This is a genomic window from Insolitispirillum peregrinum, assembly GCF_900156605.1.
GTDB classification, from domain to species: Bacteria; Pseudomonadota; Alphaproteobacteria; order Rhodospirillales; family Rhodospirillaceae; genus Insolitispirillum; species Insolitispirillum peregrinum.
This window is the reverse complement of sequence record NZ_FTOA01000009.1, coordinates 59,925-80,921: the sequence shown is the minus strand read 5'-3', so window position 1 is coordinate 80,921 and position 20,997 is coordinate 59,925. Positions and strand designations below refer to the sequence as shown.

The following is a 20,997-nucleotide window of genomic DNA, read 5'->3' as shown; positions in this document are numbered from 1 at the left end:
GTCACACACGATACGGGGAAGGGAGAGCCACAGACCATGACGCACAGTTCGCCACGCGATCGCACGCACCGCACCCTCTGTGCCTTGCTGGTTCTGGCCGGTCCGCTGCTGGCCGGGCTGCCCCAGTCCGGCCATGCCCAGTCGGCGGCCTCTCCTCCCCCTCCTGCGGCAGACGCGCTGGCCGCCCGTCAGGCCGAAGTGGATGCCCTGCGCCTGCGGTCCGAACAGTTGCAAAGCGTTCTGGCCGGGGATGTCTGCGCCGATCCCCGGCAGGCGCAGGCCGTCTTGCAGGATGGCACCCCAGCACAGGACGGCAAGCCCCTGAGCACGCCGCTGACCAACACCGCAGCCCCCCCGGCTGCCGCCTCCGGCAAGCCTGCCGCCGAGGCTCCTCATGCCGGAGATGCTCAGGCCATCGCCCGCAAGGAGCTGGTGGACCGCCTGCACAAGGGAGTGGTGCTGGTGCTGGCGGAAAAGGATTCCGGCTCGGGCTTTTTCGTCACTCCGTCAATCGTGGTCACCAACAGCCATGTGGTGGCAACCGCCAAAAATGGCGAAGTGGTGGTGGCGGGCAAGGGACTGAACAGCCCGAAAATCGCCCGCGTGATCGCCTCGACCAACGCCAAAACCCAGAATGGCCGCGACTATGCGGTGTTGCAGGTGCAGGACGGCAGCAGCAGCACGGTGTTGCCGCTGGCGCTGGAAACCAGCGAACTGACGCCGGTGGTGGCCGCCGGTTTTCCCGGCCTGCTGCTCGATACCGACATGAATTTCAGCGCCCTGATTCGCGGCGACATGAAAGCCATGCCGGAACTGGGCATGAGCCAGGGCGCGGTGATGGCGCTGCAAAACCGCACTCAGGGCCTGCCGGTGATCGTCCACTCCGCCCCGATTTCCGGTGGCAACAGCGGCGGGCCGCTGGTCGATGGCTGTGGCCGGGTGGTCGGCATCAACACCTTCATCAACGTCTCGGTCGAACAGGCCTCCAGCGCCGGTTTCGCTCAGGCGTCCTCCGATCTGGCCGCCTATCTGAAGGGGCTGGGCATTCAGCCGCAAACGACGACCAATGGCTGTGATGCAAAATAGGCCCGGTGTTGCCCCGCGTCAGTTCGTTGACCGCAACCTGCTGGACGAATACCTGTTCGTCGGGGAAAGCGGCGAAAAGGTCACCGTCAATGCCGAAAAGCTGCTGACCCTGCTGGCACGCCGTCAGGGTGCGCAGGCGGCAGCGCCGTTTGCCATTCCCCGCTTTGATGAAGCGCGGACGGCGGTACGGTGGTTTGCCCAGCACACAGGCGCGGTGACGCCGTTTGTCGAACTGCCCGATGACCAGCAGGCGGCATTGCTGGATCAACTGGAGCAGACCCGCCAGCAGGTGCTGGCGATGGAACAGGAGCTGTCCACCCAACCGCAAAGCGGCGACCGCCTGCTGTATACCCAGTTGATGCCGCTGCTGCTGAATTTCCCGCAGCCGGTCGAATACCATCTGTTTCAGGTCGGCACCCAGCCGGTGGTCACCAACTGGGGAATGAACAAAAGTGCCTCGGTGCGTCCGGTTGATACGGTCGGCCCGTTCCTCGCCCAGTGGCGGCAACGGTTGCGCGACCGCGCCCGCCAAGCCGCCGAGCAGGCCGCCCACCGTCAGCGCGAGCAGTCCTTTCTTGGCCGGTTGACCCGCGCCGGAGCCAAAACCGGCGAAATTACTGTCTCGTTGCTGTGGAACGATGCCAACGATCTGGACCTGCACGTTGAGTGCCCCGATGGCAGCGAAATTTCCTTTTCCAACAAGGCGGCCTGCGGCGGGATTCTCGATATCGACCGCAATGCCTTCGACCAGTCGATCAGCCCCGAGCCGGTGGAAAACATCGTCTGGTCACAACGGCCGACGGTCAGCGGCACCTATCATGTCGGCGTCCACCTGTTCCGCCAGCGGCAGGGCCTGACCACCAGCGCCTTTACCGTGCGAGTCGTGGAAAAGGGCAAGGCCCGCTACGTTCAGGGTCGGGTGAGTGGACGGGATTACCTGCGGGTGACCTCCTTCACCGTCCCGTAACACCCGCACAGGTCGGCTTTTCCCACCGAAACAGTCTGTAAAGCCTGCATTGCAGCCACCAGATGGCAGGCCAGACCATAAAGACGACGAAAAGCGGTTTCCACTTTTCGCGCGATGCATTAGAAGAAAGGCGCGGTCCGATGATTCGCCCGCACCCGTTTCCGGTCCAGAGTGTTGTTCGTACCTTTGCGGTCACCGCAGATGCCCTGGCCTTGTGTTATGCCAGTGAATGCGCCGTCGCAGGGTTTTGTACCTGCTCGGGATTTGCTCTATCTGCCGGACATCCATGCCGCCACTTCTGCTTCAGACGGAGCAGGAGGCGGCTTCTCACCTTTTGACGCAAAGACGTATCACCACCATGATGGATCTCTTTCCTTCCGATCACCCCCTTGCCCGGGCGCTGGCCGAACGCGCCTATACCGATCTGACGTCGGTACAATCGGCCGTGCTGGCCCCCGGCACCGAAAACCGCGATTTGCTGGTTTCGGCTCAGACAGGATCGGGGAAGACGGTCGCCTATGGTCTGGCCATGGCCTCGACCCTGTTGAACGAAGACGGCACCCTTGATGCCCCCGCCGAGCCGCTGGCGCTGGTGGTGGCCCCGACCCGCGAGCTGGCCTTGCAGGTCCACACCGAACTGAGCTGGCTGTACGGTCTGGCCGGTGCCCGCGTTGCCTCGTGCGTTGGCGGCATGGACCCGCGCGCCGAACAGCGCGTGCTCAGCCGTGGTGTGCACATTGTGGTCGGTACCCCAGGCCGTCTGCGTGACCATCTGGAACGCGGTGCCCTGCGCAGCGAAGCCCTGCGGGTGGTGGTGCTCGACGAAGCCGACGAAATGCTGGACATGGGCTTCCGCGAAGACCTGGAAGCGATTCTCGACACCACGCCGGCCGGTCGCCGGACGCTGCTGTTCTCGGCCACCCTGCCGAAGGAAATCGTCACCCTCGCCCAGCGCTATCAGAGCAACGCCTGCCGCATTGCCCTGTCTGCCGGGCCGCAGGGCCATGCCGACATCGAGCACAAGGCGGTGCGGATTGCCCCGACCGATACCGAGCACGCGGTGGTCAACCTGCTGCGATTCTATGACTCGCCGACCACGATGATTTTCTGCTCGACCCGCGAAGCCGTCCGCCATCTGCAAAGCAGCCTGCTGGAACGTGGCTTCGGGGTGGTCGCCCTGTCCGGCGAACTGAGCCAGAACGAGCGGAACCATGCCCTGCAGGCCCTGCGCGATGGCCGCGCCCGTGTCTGCGTCGCCACCGACGTGGCCGCCCGTGGCATCGACCTGCCCAGCCTGGATCTGGTGATTCACGCCGAACTGCCGCGCACTGCCGAAACCCTGCAACACCGCAGCGGTCGTACTGGCCGTGCCGGTCGCAAGGGGGTCAGCGTCCTGATGGTGCCGCTGTCGCGTCGCCGCCGGGCCGAACAACTGCTGCACAGCGCCGGTCTGGAACTGAGCTGGACCGACGTCCCGACCGTTGACGACATCCGCGCGCTGGATCAACAGCGCCTGCTGGCCCACCCGGTGCTGACCGAACAGGCTGACGAAGAAACCGTGGCGATGGCGCAAAGCCTGACCGCTGTCCACAGCCCGGAAACCATTGCCGCCGCGCTGGTGCAGCTCTATCGCTCACAGCTTCCCGCCGCCGAAGACGTGTTCAACCCCGGCCCGGACCTGCCGCGCCAAAAGCGCGAAAAGGGTGAGTACAGCGAACGGCGGGAACGCCCGGAACGCGGCCCGCGTGGGGATTCCGACCGCCCGACCCTGTGGTTCCGCCTGAACATTGGCCGCCAAAAGAATGCCGATCCGCGCTGGCTGTTGCCGCTGATCTGCCGTCAGGGCCGGATCAGCAAGCCCGATATCGGTTCAATCCGCATTCTGGAACGCGAAACCCAGTTTGAAGTGGACGCCGCCGTCGCGGAACGCTTCCAGCAGGCGCTCAGCCAGGTGCAGCACCCGGAAGGCAAAATCGACCTGCTCGATGGTGCCCCCAGCGATGCGCCGCGCCGCGCCCCGCGCCCGCGCACCGACGGCGACAAGCCGTTCCATGAAAAGTCCGGCGACAAGCCGTTCCGTGAAAAGTCGGGTGACAAGCCGTTCCGTGAAAAATCGGGCGACAAGCCGTTCCGTGAGAAGTCCGGCGACAAGCCGTTCCGGGCCAAATCCGCCGACAAGCCGTTCCGCGAAAAGTCCGCTGACAAACCGGCCAAATCCGGCGCGTTTGGCAAGAGCAAGCCGTTCGGCAAGCCCAAAGCCCGCCCGTAAGGAAACAGCGACGGGGGGGAAAGTTACCCCCGTCGCCACAGGACGCTGGCATCCACCTCTGCCAGCGTCGGCCTGCCCAGCAGGGCCATGGCCATTTCCAGCTCGGTTTGCAGCAGTGTCAGGGCATGGGCGACTCCGACCATGCCCCCGACGCCCAGCGCATGCAGAACCGGCCTGCCGATCATCACCGCCGTTGCCCCGCAGGCAATCGCCTTGACGATATCGGTACCCCGCCGAATCCCGCCATCGACCAGCACCGGCACCCGTCCACCGACCTGCTGCACAATCGGCGGCAGGGCGTCGATCGTCGCTGGCAGGCCATCAAGTGTCCGCCCGCCGTGATTGGAGACGATCACCCCTTGCGCTCCGGCGGCCAGCGCCGGGTCCACATCCAGCGGATTGAGCAGCCCCTTGACCAGCACCGGCAGGGTCGTCTGCTGGCACAGCCAGGCCAGATCGTCCCACGTTGGCGCAGCATCCAGCATTCCCTGAAACACCGGGCTTCCGGGACGATGGCGCGGGATTTGCGGAGCCGGAAAACCGGCCAGATTCACCGCCGCAATTCCGGCGGGCAGCACAAACCCGGCCCGCTGCTCGGCGTTGCGCACCCCTGACACCGGGGCGTCGATGGTCAGCACCAGTGCCTGATAGCCTGCCTGTTCGGCCCGTCGCACCAGCGTCAGGCTGTCCGCGCGGCGCGGCTGGAAATAGAGCTGGAACCACAGCGGTGCCTGTGCCACGGCGGCAATCTCCTCCAGCGTCTGGCTGGCCTGCGCGCTGACGGTCATCACCGTTCCGGTCAATCCGGCAGCGGTGGCGGTAGCCCGCTCACCCTCGGGATGGGCGAGGCAATGAAAGGCCATCGGGGCAATCAGGATCGGCGACGGTACCGCCTGACCGAACAGCGTCAGCCCGGTCTGAGCCCCACGCAGGGATTGCAACGCCCGTGGCATCAGCCGCAGACGGTGATAGGCCGCACGGTTGTCCTGCTCGGTCAGGCCATCCGCCGCCGCGCCATGCAGATAGGCGGCAATCGCCGGGTCGGTACGCTGGAGAAAGACCCGCTGATAATCCTCAAGGCTAACCGTGTCGGCTGGAATGGACATCGCCGGTTCCCGTTGTCTGCGCTAGACCAGCATGCGTTAAATCTGATGCAAGGCACGCTGGTCTAATCTTTTGTATTGCCGCATTGTTGTTGCGAAAACCGGTTCCCACTTTTCGCACAATGCTCTAAAAATTCCGCCCGCCGCGCCAAGGCCCGCAGGCAGGCATCCTGCTCGGCGCTCAAGGCGCTGGCCATCGCGCGGAAAAAATCCGGGAAGCCATAGCTCAGGGCTTCCTTGAACCAGCGGATGGCCTGTCCCTTGCGGCCAGCCTGCAAACACAGGCGGGCGATATTGAAACAGCCCCAGCAATCACCACCTTCGGCAGCGGCCTGAAAGCAGGCGGCGGCATCCGGCAGGCTGGGCGGAACGCCCCGGCCCTCTTCGTACAACAGTCCCAGCATGTTCAGGGCCTTGGCATGGCCCAGCCGGGCGGCCTCGCAATACCAGTGGCAGGCTTGCGCATCATCCTGCGCCACACCCTCGCCGCGATACAGCAGGTCCGCCAGATTGAACATCCCCCAGGCATCGCCCCGCTCGGCAGCGGCACGAAAGTACACTGCCGCCTGTGCGGGATCGACAGCGGTTCCCCAGCCCCTCTGGTGGCAGCGGCCAACCATGTTCAGCGCCCGTCCATCGCCACTGCGGGCAGCACTGCGGAACCAGTCGAGCGCCTGCGCGCCATCCTGTTGATCAAGGGCCAGTTGCCCCAGCACCAGCAAGCCATCGGTGGTCGAGGTCGCCGCACTCATAGCTCGGCCCAGCGCCGCAGCAGGTTATGGTAATGATTGACCAACGACAGCACCGACCGGTGCTGGTCGCCCAGTTCCTGCCGCAAGGCGATGATTGCCACATCCAGATCGTACAGCATCGCCCGCAGACCATCGTCCCTGACCATCGACTGGGTGAAAAAGAACGACGCCCAGCGGCTGCCGCGCGTCACCGGCTGGACCTGATGCAGGCTGCTGGACGGATAGACCACCGCATGTCCAGCGGGCAGCTTGACACTGTGGGTGCCATAGGTGTCATCAATCACCAGCTCGCCGCCGTCGTAATCGGCCGGATCACTGAGGAAAATGGTGGTCGAGACATCGGCCCGCATGCGCATGCCGCCAGTGCCGGGGATGCTGCGAATGCTGTTGTCGACGTGATAGCCATAGGTCATCTGCGGATCATAGCGATTGAACATCGGCGGCAGCACCCGCAACGGCAACACCGCCGACGAGAACGCCGCAGAACGGGCCAACGCCCGCAAAATGATCTCGCCCAGCGCCCGACTGGTCGGGGTGTCTTCAGGGATTTGCAGGTTGTCCTTGACCTTCCCCGCCTGATCACCCGCCGTCACCCGCCCGTCAATCCAACCGGCTGTTTCCAGCATGGTCCGGCACTCGCGTACTTCGTCGGCGGTCAGCACATCGGGAAGACGCAACAACATCAGCAGGACTCCTTGCTTCATACACAACAGGGGGGGGGGGGTGAAACATTCCCCCTCCCCTTTCAGGCCCGGATCAGAACGTGACCCCGGTGGTCAGCATCCAGGTCTGCCCCGATGCCGGAACGGCGCGGGTCGCCCCAAAGCCGGACAGGTAATTCTGGTGATCGGTCAGGTTATAGCCGTTCAGCGACAGCGACAGGTTTTCATACTCATACGACACCATCGCATCAACGGTGAAGGTTTCCGGGATCACCGCCGTATTGGCGCTGTCGGTCCAGTACTGCGAGGCATAGCGCACCCCGCCGCCGACCAGCATTTTCCCCGGCAGTGTGGTTCCGATGACGTCCTTCAGGTCATAGGTGCTCCACAGGCTGGCGTTATGCTTCGGCGTGTTCGGGGCATCGTTGCCGACGGTGGCCGGAGCCGAACGGGAATCCTTCACCTCGGCGGTCAGGAAGGCATAGTTGGCATAAACCGTCCAGGCCGGGGTTACCTTGCCGCTGATACCGGTTTCAAAGCCCTTGGTCCGCGTCCCCATCCCGGCTTCCGAGAAACCATCGGTCACGGTACCATCCGAGGCCACAGAATAGGTGTTGCTCTTGTCGATCAGGAACACCGCGCCATTCAGGCCCAAACGCTTGTCAAGGAAGTCAGCCTTGCCACCAAATTCATAGAGGTTGGTCTGTTCTGGCTCGAAGTTGCGGTTATTGTTGGGGGTTTCCGCCGTCCCGTTGGTGATCGCCGCCGCGATATCGGTCCCGATCGGCTTGTTCGACTGGGAATAGGTGGCGTACAGCGAAGCGTCTTTGGTCGGTTCGTAAATCACGCTACCCGACGGGCTGATGGTGTGGGCGATATCCTTGCCGTTGGCGATGGTGCCGTTGGCCGAGCGGAACGAGGTGCGGAAGTAGTCAAAGCGGACGCCACCCTGTACCGACCAGTCTTCCGTCAGCCACAGGCGATCATTGGCAAACACACCGATGTTTTCCACGCTGGAGCTGCGGATGCCCGACGGCAGATAGTCGATATAGGCATTCGCAGCATAAGAGTGCGTCGGATTCTGCACGCTCTGGGTATTGGTGCGGTTGCGCCAGGTGCCGGTCTGACGGGTGTCTTCCTGATAGTTGAGGTCCAGACCACCGGTGGCCTTGGTCTTCAGCCCCAGTACCGAGCCTTCGGCCTTGACGCCCGAGATGTTCTGAATGCCCCAGCCATCCTGCTTGTAGGCCATCCCGCCGCCCGCGCCGTAGGTCAGGTTCCCGTTCAGGGCCGCCACGCTGGTCAGCGCCGCCGGGTTGGTGGCGGCAAAGTCGCGCTCGTACAGGCTCCAGCGGGTGTCGTTATAGACGCTCAGGCTGTCTGAAATCTGGTGGGACAGGGTCGAGGTCACCACATGGTTTTCGGTGATGTCGCGGTCCAGATTGCGGGCGTAGGAAATCGTGCTGTCGAGACCATACTCCGCCGCCGGGCGATAAAGGCCATCGCCACCGCGCACCATCGACTGCCCCATGTCCGGGGTCTGGTCACCATGCAGATAGGCGTAGTTCAGGTGCCAGACGGTATCGGTGCCCAGCCCGACGCCCAGATCGGCGGCGACCCCTTTGCGTTCGGCTTCGATACCGTCGCGGTCGGGGGTTTCCTGATCGTGGTACAGCGCGTTCACCCGCAGGGCGACGGTATCGCTGATTTTCTGGTTGATGTCGGCGGTGGTGCGGGTCAGCGAGCCGCTGCCAATCGACTGCTGCACGGTATTCTTGCTGGTCAGCGACGCCTGCTTGGTGGACTGGTTGATCAGGCCCCCCGAATTGCCAACGCCAAAGCCATCGCCGGACGGCCCCTTGATCACCTGCACGGTTTCGGTATTGAACACATCATGGGTGTAAACGCCAAAGTCCTTCAGACCATCGCTATAAATGTCGCCACGGGCCGACAGGCCACGAATGCGGAACTGGTCGCCGTTCTGGCCACCGTTGCCTTCGCCGGTCGAGACGGTAATCCCCGGTACATTGCGCAGCACCTGATCGAGCGAGGTGGCCTTTTGCTGCTCGATCACCTCTTGCGGCACCACGTTGATCACCCGTGGCGTTTCCTTGACCGTTTCCGGCAAGCGCGAGATGCGCGGGGCGCTGTTGTTGACGTTGCTCTTTGCCTCTTCGTCCACCGCATCGGCATTGACCTTCACCGGGGCCAACACCACCGTATTGTTGTCCGGGGCGACGGTCTGTTGCGCCGGATCAACCGGGGGGACGGTGGGGGCGCTCTGCGCCTGAGCAGCGGCAGACAGTGACGACAGGCCAACGGCCAGACTGGCGGTGGCGGCAACGCCGGACAGGACCGGGCGCAGGGATGTCGGGGTGGAAACGGATGGCTGGGGCATCGGAGCCTCTCTCTTTCGCCAGAAGAACGGACGGGGTCTGAGAGGCTCTGTAACAATGCCGTCACGGCGGCGGCAACGCCTGAGATTAAGAAACAATCTAAATTGCTGTCAGCGCAAAAATCAAATGCCCGCTGACAGTCTGTTCTCCCAATGAAAACGGGGGGACAGTACCAGACTGCTCCCCCGTCCTTGAATTCCCCCTGAACGGAAAAACAATTCTAAATCATGATATTAGCACACGATACCCTGCCCCGGTCATGAGTATGGCCAACCGGACATGTTGCAGCGAAGCAACAGATGCGAGTGATTATCATATGCATAAGAATTTCCCCATCAAAACAACCGTTCCCTGCCATCTTCCACCGAGGAAACCCCGTGCTGAGTCGGCGCGGTCAGGCGGTCTTTCCACACTCCGCGCGCTTGCTCCAGTGCCGCATCAAAGGTCGCCGCCCGTCCCGGAATGGCAAACAGGGCAAAGGCTGCGGTGCTGACGATAATCTGCTCGGCACGAGCGTCGCGCATGGCTCCGGTCCAGACCGCTTCCCAGTATTCCAGCGGCGTCCCGCGCGGACGCGGGGCCACCGGCGGCTCGGCCATCAGGGCCGGGATCAGCACATCACGCGGCTTGCCGTCGATCAACTGGTGCAGCGAGGTCAGCCGGAACGGAGAGAACTGGGCGATGTCGCGTACACTGCCCAAAATCGACAGATCAGACCACCCCAACAGCATCGCCGTATCGCGGTGCAACTCCTTGTACGAGGGCTTGGTCACCCCCAGCAGACTGGTTTTGCTGTTGGCCGGACGGATCATCGGCAGGCTTTCAAAAATCAGCGAGCGGACTTCCAACAGCCCGTGCAGGCCCAACAGGCGGTACACCTGCGGGGCCAGCGTCACCAGCGGCATATAAGCGATATTCCGGGTCGCCAGCGCCTGAGCGCATTCGACCGCGGTGGTGCAGACCGGAATCCCGACCGCTTTGGCGATCACCTCATAACGGCCCGCCACCGCCCCGGAGCCAGTGCTGCCGTGCATCAGCACCGTTACCCCGGCCTGCGCCACCAGCCGGGCGGCATGAAAGAACCACGGCGGCGCCGTGTTGTGCGGCGAGGTATAGCACGGCCAATCAAGGTCGGCGGTTAACGACGTCTGCGCCGGAGTCCCCAACACCATCCGGGTATGGCGTTGCACCGCCCGGACCACCCCGGCCAGTTCGGCAGCGGTGGTCCCGCGCAGCCGCATCATCCCCAGCAAGGCCCCGATTTGTACCGGATCGGCCTGCCCGGCCAGAATGATGTCCAGCGCTTCCTCCGCTTCCTCGATGGTCAGCGGACGGCCATTGCCACCGCCAGCGATGCCCATCATGCCGATGTGGCGGGCCAGGCGCTTTTGCGGCGGCGCATCATCGGCCACCTGTTCCAGCTTGCGCACCACCTCGTGATGCGACGGCTCGCCGTCCAGCAAATGCGCGGGCCGCACCGCCAGCGGCGCCGCCTTGAACTGGCTGGGAACGTTCCAGCGGGTATCAAACGGCGCGCCACTGTGGCTGACCGGCGCCGGAGTGGCAAAAATCGCCTCCAGCTCCTTGGCCACCGCATGGACACGCGGGCGCAGGGACTCGGCAAACGGAGTCGGCACCAGCCCCCGCCCCGAACGGACGAACAGCGGGTCGCCCAGTTCTTCGCGCAGTTGCGCCAGCATCCGGCTGAGTGCCGAGGTTTGCACCCCCAGATCATGGGCTGCCTTTGTGACGTTCCGCCGCGACAGCAGGGCATTCAGGGCCACCAGCAACCGCCCCTTGGTCAAAGACTCCAGCGCTGGCGTTTCCGGCCCGGATGGCGGTGAAACCGGCGTTTTTTCCTCCTTGGCCATCAAGCGGTCTCCTTTCCAATCCTCACCATCGGAATGAGCGGCAGCCCTTTTGCGCTGCCGACAATTTGGATCATCTCTAAAACAGGGGCATTGCCCGACATGCTGCACTGCGCTAACCATAGCGGACAGATGATAATGATACTTATTCGTCGTCGAGAGCAAGAGTGATCCCCCTCGGAACCCTGCCAAACGACGTTTTCAAGGAGCCCCCAATGCACGGTCTGGTGCGAGGATTGAAACTGCCGCTGATGGCGGCCCTGCTGGCCGCCATCACCCTGACCGCCTGCGATGATGACGCAGCCAGCAGCGGTCAGGAAACCCGCTCGCTGACCCACGCGGCGGGAACGACCCCCATTCCGCTCCACCCGCAAAAGGTGGTGGTGTTCGATACCGCGATGCTCGACACCATGGATGCGCTGGGCCTGCCGGTGGCCGGGGTGCCGCAGACCACCGTTACCTACCCGCCGTTCCTCGCCAAATATCAGGGCCAACCCTATTTCAACGCTGGCGGCCTGTTCGAGCCGAACTTTCAGGCGCTGAGTGCCGCCGCCCCCGATCTGATCATCGGCGGAGGTCGTGCCAGCAAGGCCTATGGCGAGCTGAGCAAGATTGCCCCGACCATCGACCTGAATGTCGATGACGAGCATTTCACCGACAGCTTCCGCCAGCGCATCCTGCAACTGGGCGACATCTTCGGCCAACAGGATCAGGCGCGCACCGCACTGACCGATCTGGACCAGAAAACCGCCGCCGTGCGCGGCAAGGCCGAACAGGCCGGGACCGGGTTGATCATCCTGATCAACGGTGGCCGCCTGTCGGCCTATGGTCCGGGGTCACGCTTTGGCTTCATCCACGATGTGCTGGGCTTCAAACCGGCCATCGACCTGCCGGACAAGGGCCTGCACGGCAACGCCATGTCGTTTGAACTGCTGCAACAGGCCAACCCGGAGTGGCTGTTCGTCATCAGCCGGGATGCCGCCATCGGCACACAAGGCACCGCTTCGGCACAGCAGGTGCTCGACAACGAACTGGTCCAGCGCACCAAGGCCTATCAGAACGGCCATATCGTCTATCTCGATTCCGCTGAAATGTATGTTGCCGGTGGCTTGCAGACCTTCCGCCATCTGACCGCGATGGTCGATCACGCCCTGTCTGCCAAGCCGTAATGAAAGCCCTCGCCTTTCCTGTTGCCCTGCTGGCGGTGATCGGGCTGGTGGTTGCCAGCCTCGCCACCGGGGCCGGAGCCGTTCCATGGGGGCGCCTGTGGTCCGATCCGGCGGCATGGGATGTGCTGCTGATCAGCCGCTGGCCGCGCACGGTTGCTCTGGTACTGGCCGGGATGGCGGTCAGCGTCAGCGGCCTGATCCTGCAAGTGCTGACCCGGAACCGCTTTGTCGAACCAGCCACCGCCGGAACCGTCCCGGCGGCATCGCTGGGAATTCTGGTGATCGGCATTGCCTGGCCCGCCGCGCCGGTGGTGGTCAAAATGCTGGTCGCCGCCGGATTTTCCATCGCCGGGCTGGCGCTGTTCCTGCTGATCCTGCGCCGTTTGTCGCTGCGCTCGGCACTGCTGATCCCGCTGGTCGGCATCATGCTGGGGGCCGTCCTTGGGGCCATCACCACCTTTGTCGCCGTCCGTTATGAAATGCTGCAATCGCTGATTGCCTGGCTGTCCGGTGACTTTTCGGTGATCCTGCGTGGCCGCTATGAAGTCCTGTGGCTGGTCGGCCTGCTGACCGCGATGGTCTATCTGATCGCCAACCGCCTGTCGATTGTCGGGCTGGGCCGGGATGTTGCCATCACTCTGGGGCTGAATTACCGCTCGACCATGCTGTTTGCCCTGATGATCGTGGCAATGGTCAACGGGGTGGTGACGGTGGTGGTCGGTACCCTGCCGTTTCTGGGGCTGATCGTCCCCAACCTGATCAGCCTGATGAAAGGCGACCACATTCGCCGCACCATTCCTTGGGTCTGCCTGCTGGGCAGCGGCATTACTCTGCTGTGTGACATTGCCGGTCGGGTGATCCGTGCCCCCTATGAAATTCCCGCCGGGGCCTTGCTGGGGGTGTTCGGGGCGGTGGTGTTCCTGCTGGTCCTGCTGCGGGAGCCGCGCCATGGCTGATCCCCGTCACCGTTTAATCCTGCTGGCGGCTCTGGCCGTGCTGGTCTGCGCGCTGTTCCTCGGGGTCAATCTGACCGGCAAGCTATCCTATATCCTCAGCTACCGCGCACAGGTGATCGCCACCATGATTCTGGTGGGGACCGCCACCGGCGTTTCCACCGTGCTGTTCCAGACCATCACCGGCAACCGTATCCTGACCCCGTCGGTGATGGGGGCCGAAGCGCTGTTTGTGCTGATCCAGACCAGCATCATCTTTTTTATCGGCTCGGCCAGATGGGACAGCGTGCCGGTGGTTGGACGCTTTGCCATCGAAACCTCGGCAATGGTGGTGTTTGCCCTGACGCTGTACCGCTGGCTGCTGGTGGGCAAAAGCGAAGACCTGTACCGCCTGCTGCTGGCCGGGCTGGTGTTCGGCATCCTGTTCCGCAGCGCCGCCGAATTGTTGCAGCGGATGATGGCCCCCAATGAATTCAACATCCTGCAAGGCCGTCTGTTTGCGCAATTGACCCTGCCCGAAAGCCGTCTGTTGGGCATTGCCGGGGGGCTGGTCGCCCTGTGTGTCGCCCTGCTGTGGCGCTATCGCCGGGACTTTGATGTGATCGCCCTCGGGCGGGATGTCGCCATCGGACTGGGGGTCGATTACCCGCGCATCGTCACCCGTGCGCTGGTGCTGATCACCGTGCTTATTTCCACCTCCACCGCCCTGATTGGTCCATTGACCTTTCTCGGCTTCATGACCGCCACCCTTGCCTATCAACTGGCAGGCAGCCAGCGCCACGCCCTGTTGCTGCCGTTCTCTGCCCTGCTGGGGGTGATTTTTCTCGCTGGGGGGCAACTGGTGCTGGAACACCTGTTTGCCATGACCGGTACCCTCAGCGTGGTGATCGAATTCACCGGCGGTGCGCTGTTTCTGCTGATGCTGTTACGAAAGGGGCGGCTATGATCGACGTCCGCACTCTCACCAAGACCTATGCCGGCAAGCGGGTGGTCGATGACGTGTCGTTCCACATTCCGCCCGGCGGGGTGGTATCACTGATCGGTCCGAACGGCGCGGGCAAGTCCACCCTGCTGTCAATGATGAGCCGCCTGCTGACCATGGACAGCGGTCAGGTGCTGATTGACGGGCTGGATATCAGCCGCACCGACAGCCCGACACTGGCCCGCCGTCTGGCCGTTCTGCGGCAGGAAAACCACTTTGTCAGCCGCCTGACAGTGCGCGATCTGGTCAGCTTTGGCCGCTATCCACACTCGCGCGGGCGTCTGGGGGCGGATGATCTGGCAAAGGTGCAGGAGGCGCTGGAGTTTCTCGACCTCGCCGACCTGTCCGACCGCTTTCTGGACCAGTTGTCCGGCGGCCAGCGCCAGCGGGCCTATGTGGCGATGGTGCTGTGTCAGGACACCGATTACCTGTTCCTCGACGAGCCGCTGAACAACCTCGACATGCGGCACGCAGTGGCAATGATGCGCCTGATCCGTCGCATTGCCGACGAATTCCGCCGGACGGTGGTGCTGGTGATCCACGACATCAACTTTGCCTCGGCCTATTCCGACCGGATTCTGGCGATGAAGGATGGCCGTCTGGTCCACGACGGTCCCCCGGACCACATCATGACGCCAGGGGTACTGGAAGACATCTTTGACATCCCGGTTCATGTCGAGCAGGTCCGGGGGCAGGCGGTCGGTGTCTATTACCGCTGATCGCCTGCCCTGTGGATAACCAGAATCGTAGACGCAATTCACGTTGAGCAAGGTGCGGAAAAGGTGAAAACCGCGTGTTACCGCACCACAGTTGATGACGTTCGATTCCAGTCGGCAAGAATATACACTCATAAAAGGCAAAACTGGCATCTTTCTCAGACTATCAAGGCGCAATAACAATCAATACAACATGAATATAATATATAATTAAACCATAGGTGAATACGCAGATCAATAATGGATATAAATCCAATAGAAATTCTCAGAACAGAATGATATGAATTTTAATCGTAAAAGAATTTTACGTGCCCTCTTGAGAATTAATGAGGGAAATCTAAACAAATAACAACTTTTAAGTTTATGGCTCTGTGAGAATTCGGTCCATGACCCGGATTTACGACAAAAGCATGGCCCTGCTCCAATCCGGGCATCCCCGTCGCTTTTCCATTCAGCAGAGACCATAAAGTGTTCACGCAGGAAAAGGGCACCAAGAATTGCGGCAGAGAGCATATATCACAATGCTATCCATTTGGATCATTGTAATATTTTCAATTTCATTTGCGTGGATTGTGCGCAAATCCCATCGGGAACATGATGCAAGTGGCCCACTGCATATGTATTCGGCTGTTCGTGCCATCGCGGCTTTTCCAGGCATGGTCATCGAGACATACAATCTCTTGTTCGCTTACCCGCAAAGCGTACCCAACCGGTTCGCCTCAACGCCCGGCTTTACTGCGTATGATAAAGAAACCACATCTTATGGGTATGTCCTGGTCCCCCGCTTCTCAATGGAGCGAGGCAGTCCCATCGTAGATCTCGTCGAAGAAAAGACATGGACCGTGAAACATACATGGGCCATGGATATAAAAGAATTAAACAAAAAAGTAAAAGAAAATACCATAATAAGCAATGAAAAATATCAAATGTTCCATCCACACCTAATGCAGGATGGATCAATTATATTTCATGATGAAAAGGGGCCTCTTGTCCGGCTTTCTGCATGCAATGAAATCATGTGGGCAGCCGACATAAAAGCCCACCACTCGATTTCCGTTGACCACGAAGGCAATATCTGGGCCCCCATTCTACGTCCTCATAAAGAAAATGATGACTTTGAAGATGACAGAATTGCAAAATTCTCTCCTAACGGAGACTTACTGTATGAAAAGCCCGTAAAGGATATCTTGATCGAGAACGGATATCGCGGGCTGATCTATGGCGTTCAAAACATATCCCGCTCGATCCCTATCGAAGAACGATCTGTGCACCTGAACTATATCCAGCCCGCCCTGTATGACGGAAAATACTGGAAAAAAGGCGATCTTCTTCTCAGCCTGCGGCACACAAGCACCGTTTTCCTGTACAGGCCGAGCACCAACAAGATTCTGTGGCTCCAGGTCGGGCCATGGCTTAACCAACATCGACCAGATTTTGTCGGCGAAGACAGCATCAGCGTTTTCGGCAACGACGTCGTGCGGGCAGACGGCTACCGCTTTTTTGAAGATGGGCACAACACCATCTACCTTTACAATCTCTCGAATGGTACCGTCAGCACGCCCTATGATGCCATCATGAAACGCCTGCAGGTCATGACCGCAGCGGGCGGTGGCGCCCGGATTCTGGACGATGGATCCGCCATCGTTGACGAGGAAGGTGCAGGACGACTGCTACGCATATCCCAGAAAGGGATAGTGTGGAGCTTTGTCAATACAATAGATACCCAGACCGCAGGAATTATTGGCTGGAGTCGATATTTGTCGAAAGACGAAATATCATCAATCTCTCTTGAATGCAAAAAGAACGAAGGGAACAGATAAATGCAGTCAGCATTTCTTGGCCTTGTACTTTCCATTCTTATGGTGAACTCAGCCCATGCCTACATAGGCCCGGGGATGGGCCTGGGAGCCATATCTGGTGTTCTGGCAATCGTCTTTGCCATCATCCTCGGATTATTTGGAATTATTTGGTACCCCTTCAAAAGATTAATCAAAAGAACAAAGAATAACCAAAAGTAACAAGAGATGAATTTCAATCAGATCATCCTCTTCACCATCACAGTCATCGCACTGGTGGAAATCGTCATTATGATGAATTTTCCACGAGACGTGTATGCACTCCATGGAACCGGAAAGAAAATATGGTGGTGGGCAAACCTTAAAAAGGTATCTGACTGCTGGAAGGAAAAGTCTGTCCAGAAATACTCTCAGACCCTGCTCATCGCAGGCTTAAGAATGACCACGAAGATATGTATCATCGCCGGACTTTTCTTGGCTGCCTGTGAAATCAGCAATTCCATTGAGAGTGGATCCGCAGAAATATGGATGCAACCTATGGGGATTGCGGCATCTTTTATCCTTGCATCCCTGTGGCTCGTTCTCAGAAAACAGATCGTCAGACGTCTCACACACTGGCATACACGATAAGGCAGGCGGGGCGCATGCATCACCACTCAAAAACATCCCGCTTTCTCCACTGGCTGGCCCTGGATAACAGGCATCTTGCGCGGGCCTTCCTCAATATTGAGCTATCGCAGGGGGAGTGTCCGGAACGCAGCAACGAGAAACACATTTTTGTGGCAGGTCTTGCTCGAAGCGGCACCACCATGGTTCTTCGGCATTTGGCGAAGGATCCTGGCCTCGCCAGCTTCACCTATCGGGATATGCCATTCGTCCTCATGCCCAGCCTGTGGTCCAAAATGAGCAGATGGCTCAACACAAAGCCGATGGCACCAGAAGAGAGGGCACACAAAGACGGAATCTACGTCGATGCCAATAGCCCGGAAGCCCTGGATGAAATCTACTGGCGCGTCACAGTGGGGGAGTCCTACATCCAGCCCCCCTTTCTTCTCGCGCATACTCCTGACGCTGCCGCACTGGAGGGCTACAAGCAGCTTGTGAACAGATTCCTGCAGCTCACCGGGCGGAACAGATACCTCTCAAAAGGCAACAACAACATCCTGCGGTTACCCGCACTGAAGCAGCACTTCCCAAATGCAGCATTCGTAGCCCCCTTCAGAGACCCGGCATCCCAAGCCTCAAGCCTTCACCGGCAGCATCATCATTTTCAATCATCAGATGTCTTTACAAGAAAATACATGTCATGGCTAGCCCATCATGAATTTGGTGCGGATCACCTGCGCTTTCACTTTTCCCAGAACAAGCCTTGTTACGATACACCGGAGTCCGTGAATTATTGGCTCGAGCTGTGGCTGGAGGTATACCGTCATTTATGGGAAACCCGGAATGACGGCGGTGCCTCTACCATCTTCGTATGCTACGAAACCCTTTGCGATGACCCGCACTATTGGACGCAACTGGCCGAAAAACTCGAGGTTGCATCCGGTATGGACAATGAATACCGCCTTTCATCGGCACGATCCGACGAACGGGACATGGATCAGGACCTCTTAAGGGAAGCCCGTGAGGTCTACAAAAACCTGCGCTCCCTGCGCGAGACACACTGATCCCTGACTGAGCATCCGCCCAGCGTTACGCGGTCCCGGGTCAACCGTGAGAGGGATGGCCCCCCCTCCATCAGACCGACAGGCTGACCGCCAGATAGCTTTTCCGGATTGCCGCCGAACGAATATCCCACAACACCGTGGTTCCCTGCGCAATGATCCAGCTGTCGCCGGGACCGTAGACCTCGGTTACGCCACGGTCTTCATCGGTCAAGGCCAGCTCGCCCTCCAGCAAGGTGGCGTGCTCGTTAAAGGGATAGGTCACCCGGTACTGGCCCTGAGTGGCGGCGTAAAGCCCCCCGGAAACCGGGCTGTCGAGGCTGCCGAACAGGATTTTTCCCGACACGGCAATCGGACCGGCCACCGTGGTCGCCCCGATATCTTCCGGATTGCCCCAGGCATCAAGGGCGGTGCGATCCATGGCAAGGTGAAAGGCAAGCATCAAACGCTCCATAAAAAGAAGAATTAAAGAGTATCCAGCGGCACCAGACCGGTGATCTCGCGCTTGAACGGCAATTCGCCCTCAGCCGGTGGAGCCTCGTCCAGCTCTTCGGCATAGCGGCGTCCGGCATAGGTCGCATGGGCAATGGTCGCCGGGGCCAGCGCGTCCCCGATGGCGGTGACGCTTTCGATTCCGGCATCAGCCCATTCGGCCTGCCGCTCCTCCAGCTCGACCGACAGCGCGTCATTGGGCAGGCGGGCGGTCACCAGCACCACCGCATCAGCGGCCAGTTCGTGACGACGGCCAGTGTAGACACAGCTCATCCCCACGCTGTCCGGTGCGATGTCACTCAGGGCCAGCGCGGTGCGGATGACGATGCCCTTTTCCAGCAGACGCCGCTGAATGGCATGTTGCTCCAGCGTGTTGCGGGTCCAGGTCGAAGCCTCGGAGGCGGGCGTGACATAGGTCACCTGATAGCCCTTGTCGGCCATCAGCTCGGCCATGATGCCGCCCATGTAATAGTGGTCGTCATCCCACACCACCACCTGCCGACCGATCGGGCGCTGACCATCCATCACCATGCCGGGCGACAGCACCTGAGCCCCGTCGGCAATCGGCACCGGCAGGGTGTGGAAATGCCCCACCCCATCGGCCCGCCAGGTGGCCCCGGTGGCGATCACCACCCGCGGAATGCCAAAGCCCAGCACGTCATCGGCGCTCAGGCGACTGTCGAAATAGGGCGTCACGTTCGGCAACTGGTGAAGCTGCATCTTGCGATAGTCGGCCACCCGCACCCATGCCGACAAACCGGGAAGGCGGGCTTCCTTCAGCACCCGACCGCCCAGTTCGGTTCCGGCTTCGGCCAGTGTCACCTCATAACCGCGCTTGCCCAGCGTCTGCGCCGCCTCCAGCCCGGCTGGACCACCACCGATGATCAGCACCGGCTTGTCGGTCTTGTGGCGACGGACCTTTTCCGGGTGCCAGCCCTTGCGCCATTCTTCGGCCATGGTCGGGTTCTGGGTGCAGCGGATCGGTGACTGGGTGAAATCCCCCGACACACAGATGTTGCAGCCGATGCATTCGCGGATATCGTCAAAGCGGCCTTCGGCGATCTTGTTGGGCAGGAACGGGTCGGCAATCGACGGACGCGCCGCCCCGATCATGTCCAGAATGCCCTTGTTGACCAGACTGACCATCCGGTCCACCGAGGTATAGCGCCCGACGCCGACCACCGGCTTGCTGGTCAGCTTGCGGATGTTGGCAATGAATGGCTCCTGTACCCCTTCCTCGGCAAAGCGCGAGGTCTGGCTGTCGTTTTCCCACCCGGCCAGCGTGACATCCCACAGGTCGGGAATGTCGCCCAGCAGGCCGATCATGTCTTCGACCTCTTCCTTGTACAGGCCGCCCTCACCCAGCAGTTCATCAACCGAAATACGGATCGGCACCGCACAGGTGTCACCAACGGCGGCCTTGGTTTCCTCGGTGATTTCCCGCAACAGGCGGACGCGGTTTTCCAGCGAGCCGCCGTATTCGTCGATGCGGTGGTTATAGCGGCGCGACAGGAAGTGGTGCAGGAAGCCCAGCGCGTGGGCGGCATAGACATAGATCAGGTCAAAGCCAGCGGTTTTGGCCCGCTTGACCGCTTGCAGATGCCATGTGCGCAGGTTGCGGATGTCCTGCTTGTTCATCTGGCGCGCCTGCACCGGGTCATAGGTAAAGGTCGCCACCGGCAGATGCCCCGGCCCCATCGGGACTTCGCGGCTGTACAGGTTCGAGCCGTTCATGCCGTTATAGGCCAGCTCGATCCCGGCCAGTGCGCCGTGTTCGTGGATCTTGTCGGCCATCCGCGCCAGCGCCGGAATGTCGCGGTCATCCCACAGCCGCAGTTCGATGAAGGGGGTGATTTCGGAGGTATGATGGAGTTCGACCTGCTCGGTGCAGATCACCGCCCAGCCGCCTTCGGCCTTGATGCCGCGCATGTGCGCCAGCGCCGTCGGGTCGCGGTAGCCCATGCCGTTGCAGTGCGGCACCTGATAGAAACGGTTGCGCGCGGTCAGCGGGCCGATCTTCACCGGCTCGAACAGGACGTCATAGCGTGCGGGGCGGGCCTGTGGCTGGCCCCACGCGATCCAGTCCTCCATGAATGTCTCCTGTGGTCATCGGGGGAAA

17 protein-coding genes are annotated in these 20,997 nt (G+C 61.0%); 10 read left to right on the top strand and 7 right to left on the bottom strand.

Annotated elements, in window-relative coordinates:
• The first annotated feature begins 36 nt into the window (after positions 1-36).
• The 3 genes from BW995_RS18630 to BW995_RS18620 all read left to right on the top strand — a co-directional run bounded on the left by BW995_RS18630 (position 37) and on the right by BW995_RS18620 (position 4,322).
• The gene (locus tag BW995_RS18630; protein ID WP_076401941.1) at positions 37-1,086 is read left to right on the top strand and encodes a S1 family peptidase; all 1,050 of its coding nucleotides are present in this window, start codon (positions 37-39) and stop codon (positions 1,084-1,086) included.
• Positions 1,067-2,053: a hypothetical protein gene (locus BW995_RS18625; protein WP_076401940.1), complete on the top strand. Its 987-nt coding sequence runs from the start codon at positions 1,067-1,069 to the stop codon at positions 2,051-2,053. The genes BW995_RS18630 and BW995_RS18625 overlap by 20 nt, the downstream gene beginning before the upstream one ends.
• Before the next feature lie 358 nt (positions 2,054-2,411).
• Complete coding sequence (locus BW995_RS18620; RefSeq protein WP_076401939.1) at positions 2,412-4,322, top strand: DEAD/DEAH box helicase; 1,911 nt, start codon at positions 2,412-2,414, stop codon at positions 4,320-4,322.
• A 23-nt stretch (positions 4,323-4,345) separates the two neighbouring features.
• Here the strand turns inward: BW995_RS18620 and BW995_RS18615 are convergent, their stop codons facing one another.
• The 5 genes from BW995_RS18615 to BW995_RS18595 form a co-directional block, all read right to left on the bottom strand.
• Entirely contained in the window at positions 4,346-5,428 is a 1,083-nt protein-coding gene (locus tag BW995_RS18615) for an alpha-hydroxy acid oxidase (RefSeq protein WP_076401938.1), read from the bottom strand.
• Positions 5,429-5,490: 62 nt separating this feature from the next.
• Positions 5,491-6,177: a tetratricopeptide repeat protein gene (locus BW995_RS18610; RefSeq protein ID WP_076401937.1), complete on the bottom strand. Its 687-nt coding sequence runs from the start codon at positions 6,175-6,177 to the stop codon at positions 5,491-5,493.
• Positions 6,174-6,860, bottom strand: coding sequence for a Fe2+-dependent dioxygenase (locus tag BW995_RS18605; protein ID WP_076401936.1), 687 nt, complete (start codon positions 6,858-6,860; stop codon positions 6,174-6,176). Before BW995_RS18605 ends, BW995_RS18610 begins: the two co-directional genes overlap by 4 nt.
• Before the next feature lie 73 nt (positions 6,861-6,933).
• Complete coding sequence (locus BW995_RS18600) at positions 6,934-9,237, bottom strand: TonB-dependent receptor (RefSeq protein WP_076401935.1); 2,304 nt, start codon at positions 9,235-9,237, stop codon at positions 6,934-6,936.
• A gap of 333 nt (positions 9,238-9,570) precedes the next feature.
• Positions 9,571-11,106, bottom strand: coding sequence for a glycosyl transferase family protein (locus BW995_RS18595; protein WP_076401934.1), 1,536 nt, complete (start codon positions 11,104-11,106; stop codon positions 9,571-9,573).
• 212 nt (positions 11,107-11,318) lie between these two features.
• Here BW995_RS18595 and BW995_RS18590 point away from each other — a divergent pair, with 212 nt between their 5' ends.
• The 7 genes from BW995_RS18590 (at position 11,319) to BW995_RS18555 (ending at position 18,389) form a co-directional block, all read left to right on the top strand.
• On the top strand, positions 11,319-12,272 hold the full coding sequence (locus BW995_RS18590; RefSeq protein WP_076401933.1) for a siderophore ABC transporter substrate-binding protein: 954 nt from the start codon (positions 11,319-11,321) through the stop codon (positions 12,270-12,272).
• Positions 12,272-13,228, top strand: coding sequence for an ABC transporter permease (locus tag BW995_RS18585; protein ID WP_076401932.1), 957 nt, complete (start codon positions 12,272-12,274; stop codon positions 13,226-13,228). The genes BW995_RS18590 and BW995_RS18585 overlap by 1 nt, the downstream gene beginning before the upstream one ends.
• Positions 13,221-14,171 carry an iron chelate uptake ABC transporter family permease subunit gene (locus BW995_RS18580; RefSeq protein ID WP_076401931.1) on the top strand — a complete coding sequence of 317 codons (951 nt, stop codon included), beginning with the start codon at positions 13,221-13,223 and terminating at the stop codon, positions 14,169-14,171. Before BW995_RS18585 ends, BW995_RS18580 begins: the two co-directional genes overlap by 8 nt.
• On the top strand, positions 14,168-14,926 hold the full coding sequence (locus BW995_RS18575; RefSeq protein ID WP_076401930.1) for an iron ABC transporter ATP-binding protein: 759 nt from the start codon (positions 14,168-14,170) through the stop codon (positions 14,924-14,926). Before BW995_RS18580 ends, BW995_RS18575 begins: the two co-directional genes overlap by 4 nt.
• A gap of 518 nt (positions 14,927-15,444) precedes the next feature.
• Positions 15,445-16,743, top strand: coding sequence for an arylsulfotransferase family protein (locus BW995_RS18570; RefSeq protein ID WP_084194982.1), 1,299 nt, complete (start codon positions 15,445-15,447; stop codon positions 16,741-16,743).
• A gap of 204 nt (positions 16,744-16,947) precedes the next feature.
• A complete protein-coding gene (locus BW995_RS20875; protein ID WP_076401927.1) occupies positions 16,948-17,349 on the top strand; it encodes a hypothetical protein in 402 nt (133 codons plus the stop codon).
• Between the two features lie 14 nt (positions 17,350-17,363).
• Positions 17,364-18,389, top strand: a complete 1,026-nt coding sequence (locus BW995_RS18555; RefSeq protein ID WP_076401926.1) for a sulfotransferase — start codon at positions 17,364-17,366, stop codon at positions 18,387-18,389.
• 70 nt (positions 18,390-18,459) lie between these two features.
• On the opposite strand, the gene BW995_RS18550 is transcribed toward BW995_RS18555, so the two are convergent.
• Together BW995_RS18550 and BW995_RS18545 are read right to left on the bottom strand one after the other, a co-directional pair.
• Positions 18,460-18,828, bottom strand: a complete 369-nt coding sequence (locus BW995_RS18550; protein WP_175617124.1) for a cupin domain-containing protein — start codon at positions 18,826-18,828, stop codon at positions 18,460-18,462.
• Positions 18,829-18,851: 23 nt separating this feature from the next.
• A complete protein-coding gene (locus BW995_RS18545) occupies positions 18,852-20,969 on the bottom strand; it encodes an oxidoreductase (protein WP_076401924.1) in 2,118 nt (705 codons plus the stop codon).
• Positions 20,970-20,997: the final 28 nt, after the last annotated feature.

Bases quoted from the DNA above. Each gene is read 5' to 3' on its own strand.
- BW995_RS18575 (WP_076401930.1), top strand. From the start codon at position 14,168: ATGATCGACGTCCGCACTCTCACCAAGACCTATGCCGGCAAGCGGGTG.
- BW995_RS20875 (WP_076401927.1), top strand. From the start codon at position 16,948: ATGAATTTCAATCAGATCATCCTCTTCACCATCACAGTCATCGCACTG.
- BW995_RS18585 (WP_076401932.1), top strand. From the start codon at position 12,272: ATGAAAGCCCTCGCCTTTCCTGTTGCCCTGCTGGCGGTGATCGGGCTG.
- BW995_RS18590 (WP_076401933.1), top strand. From the start codon at position 11,319: ATGCACGGTCTGGTGCGAGGATTGAAACTGCCGCTGATGGCGGCCCTG.
- BW995_RS18625 (WP_076401940.1), top strand. From the start codon at position 1,067: ATGGCTGTGATGCAAAATAGGCCCGGTGTTGCCCCGCGTCAGTTCGTT.
- BW995_RS18620 (WP_076401939.1), top strand. From the start codon at position 2,412: ATGATGGATCTCTTTCCTTCCGATCACCCCCTTGCCCGGGCGCTGGCC.
- BW995_RS18595 (WP_076401934.1), bottom strand. From the start codon at position 11,106: ATGGCCAAGGAGGAAAAAACGCCGGTTTCACCGCCATCCGGGCCGGAA.
- BW995_RS18600 (WP_076401935.1), bottom strand. From the start codon at position 9,237: ATGCCCCAGCCATCCGTTTCCACCCCGACATCCCTGCGCCCGGTCCTG.
- BW995_RS18605 (WP_076401936.1), bottom strand. From the start codon at position 6,860: ATGTTGTTGCGTCTTCCCGATGTGCTGACCGCCGACGAAGTACGCGAG.
- BW995_RS18610 (WP_076401937.1), bottom strand. From the start codon at position 6,177: ATGAGTGCGGCGACCTCGACCACCGATGGCTTGCTGGTGCTGGGGCAA.
- BW995_RS18580 (WP_076401931.1), top strand. From the start codon at position 13,221: ATGGCTGATCCCCGTCACCGTTTAATCCTGCTGGCGGCTCTGGCCGTG.
- BW995_RS18615 (WP_076401938.1), bottom strand. From the start codon at position 5,428: ATGTCCATTCCAGCCGACACGGTTAGCCTTGAGGATTATCAGCGGGTC.
- BW995_RS18550 (WP_175617124.1), bottom strand. From the start codon at position 18,828: ATGCTTGCCTTTCACCTTGCCATGGATCGCACCGCCCTTGATGCCTGG.
- BW995_RS18570 (WP_084194982.1), top strand. From the start codon at position 15,445: ATGCTATCCATTTGGATCATTGTAATATTTTCAATTTCATTTGCGTGG.
- BW995_RS18630 (WP_076401941.1), top strand. From the start codon at position 37: ATGACGCACAGTTCGCCACGCGATCGCACGCACCGCACCCTCTGTGCC.
- BW995_RS18545 (WP_076401924.1), bottom strand. From the start codon at position 20,969: ATGGAGGACTGGATCGCGTGGGGCCAGCCACAGGCCCGCCCCGCACGC.
- BW995_RS18555 (WP_076401926.1), top strand. From the start codon at position 17,364: ATGCATCACCACTCAAAAACATCCCGCTTTCTCCACTGGCTGGCCCTG.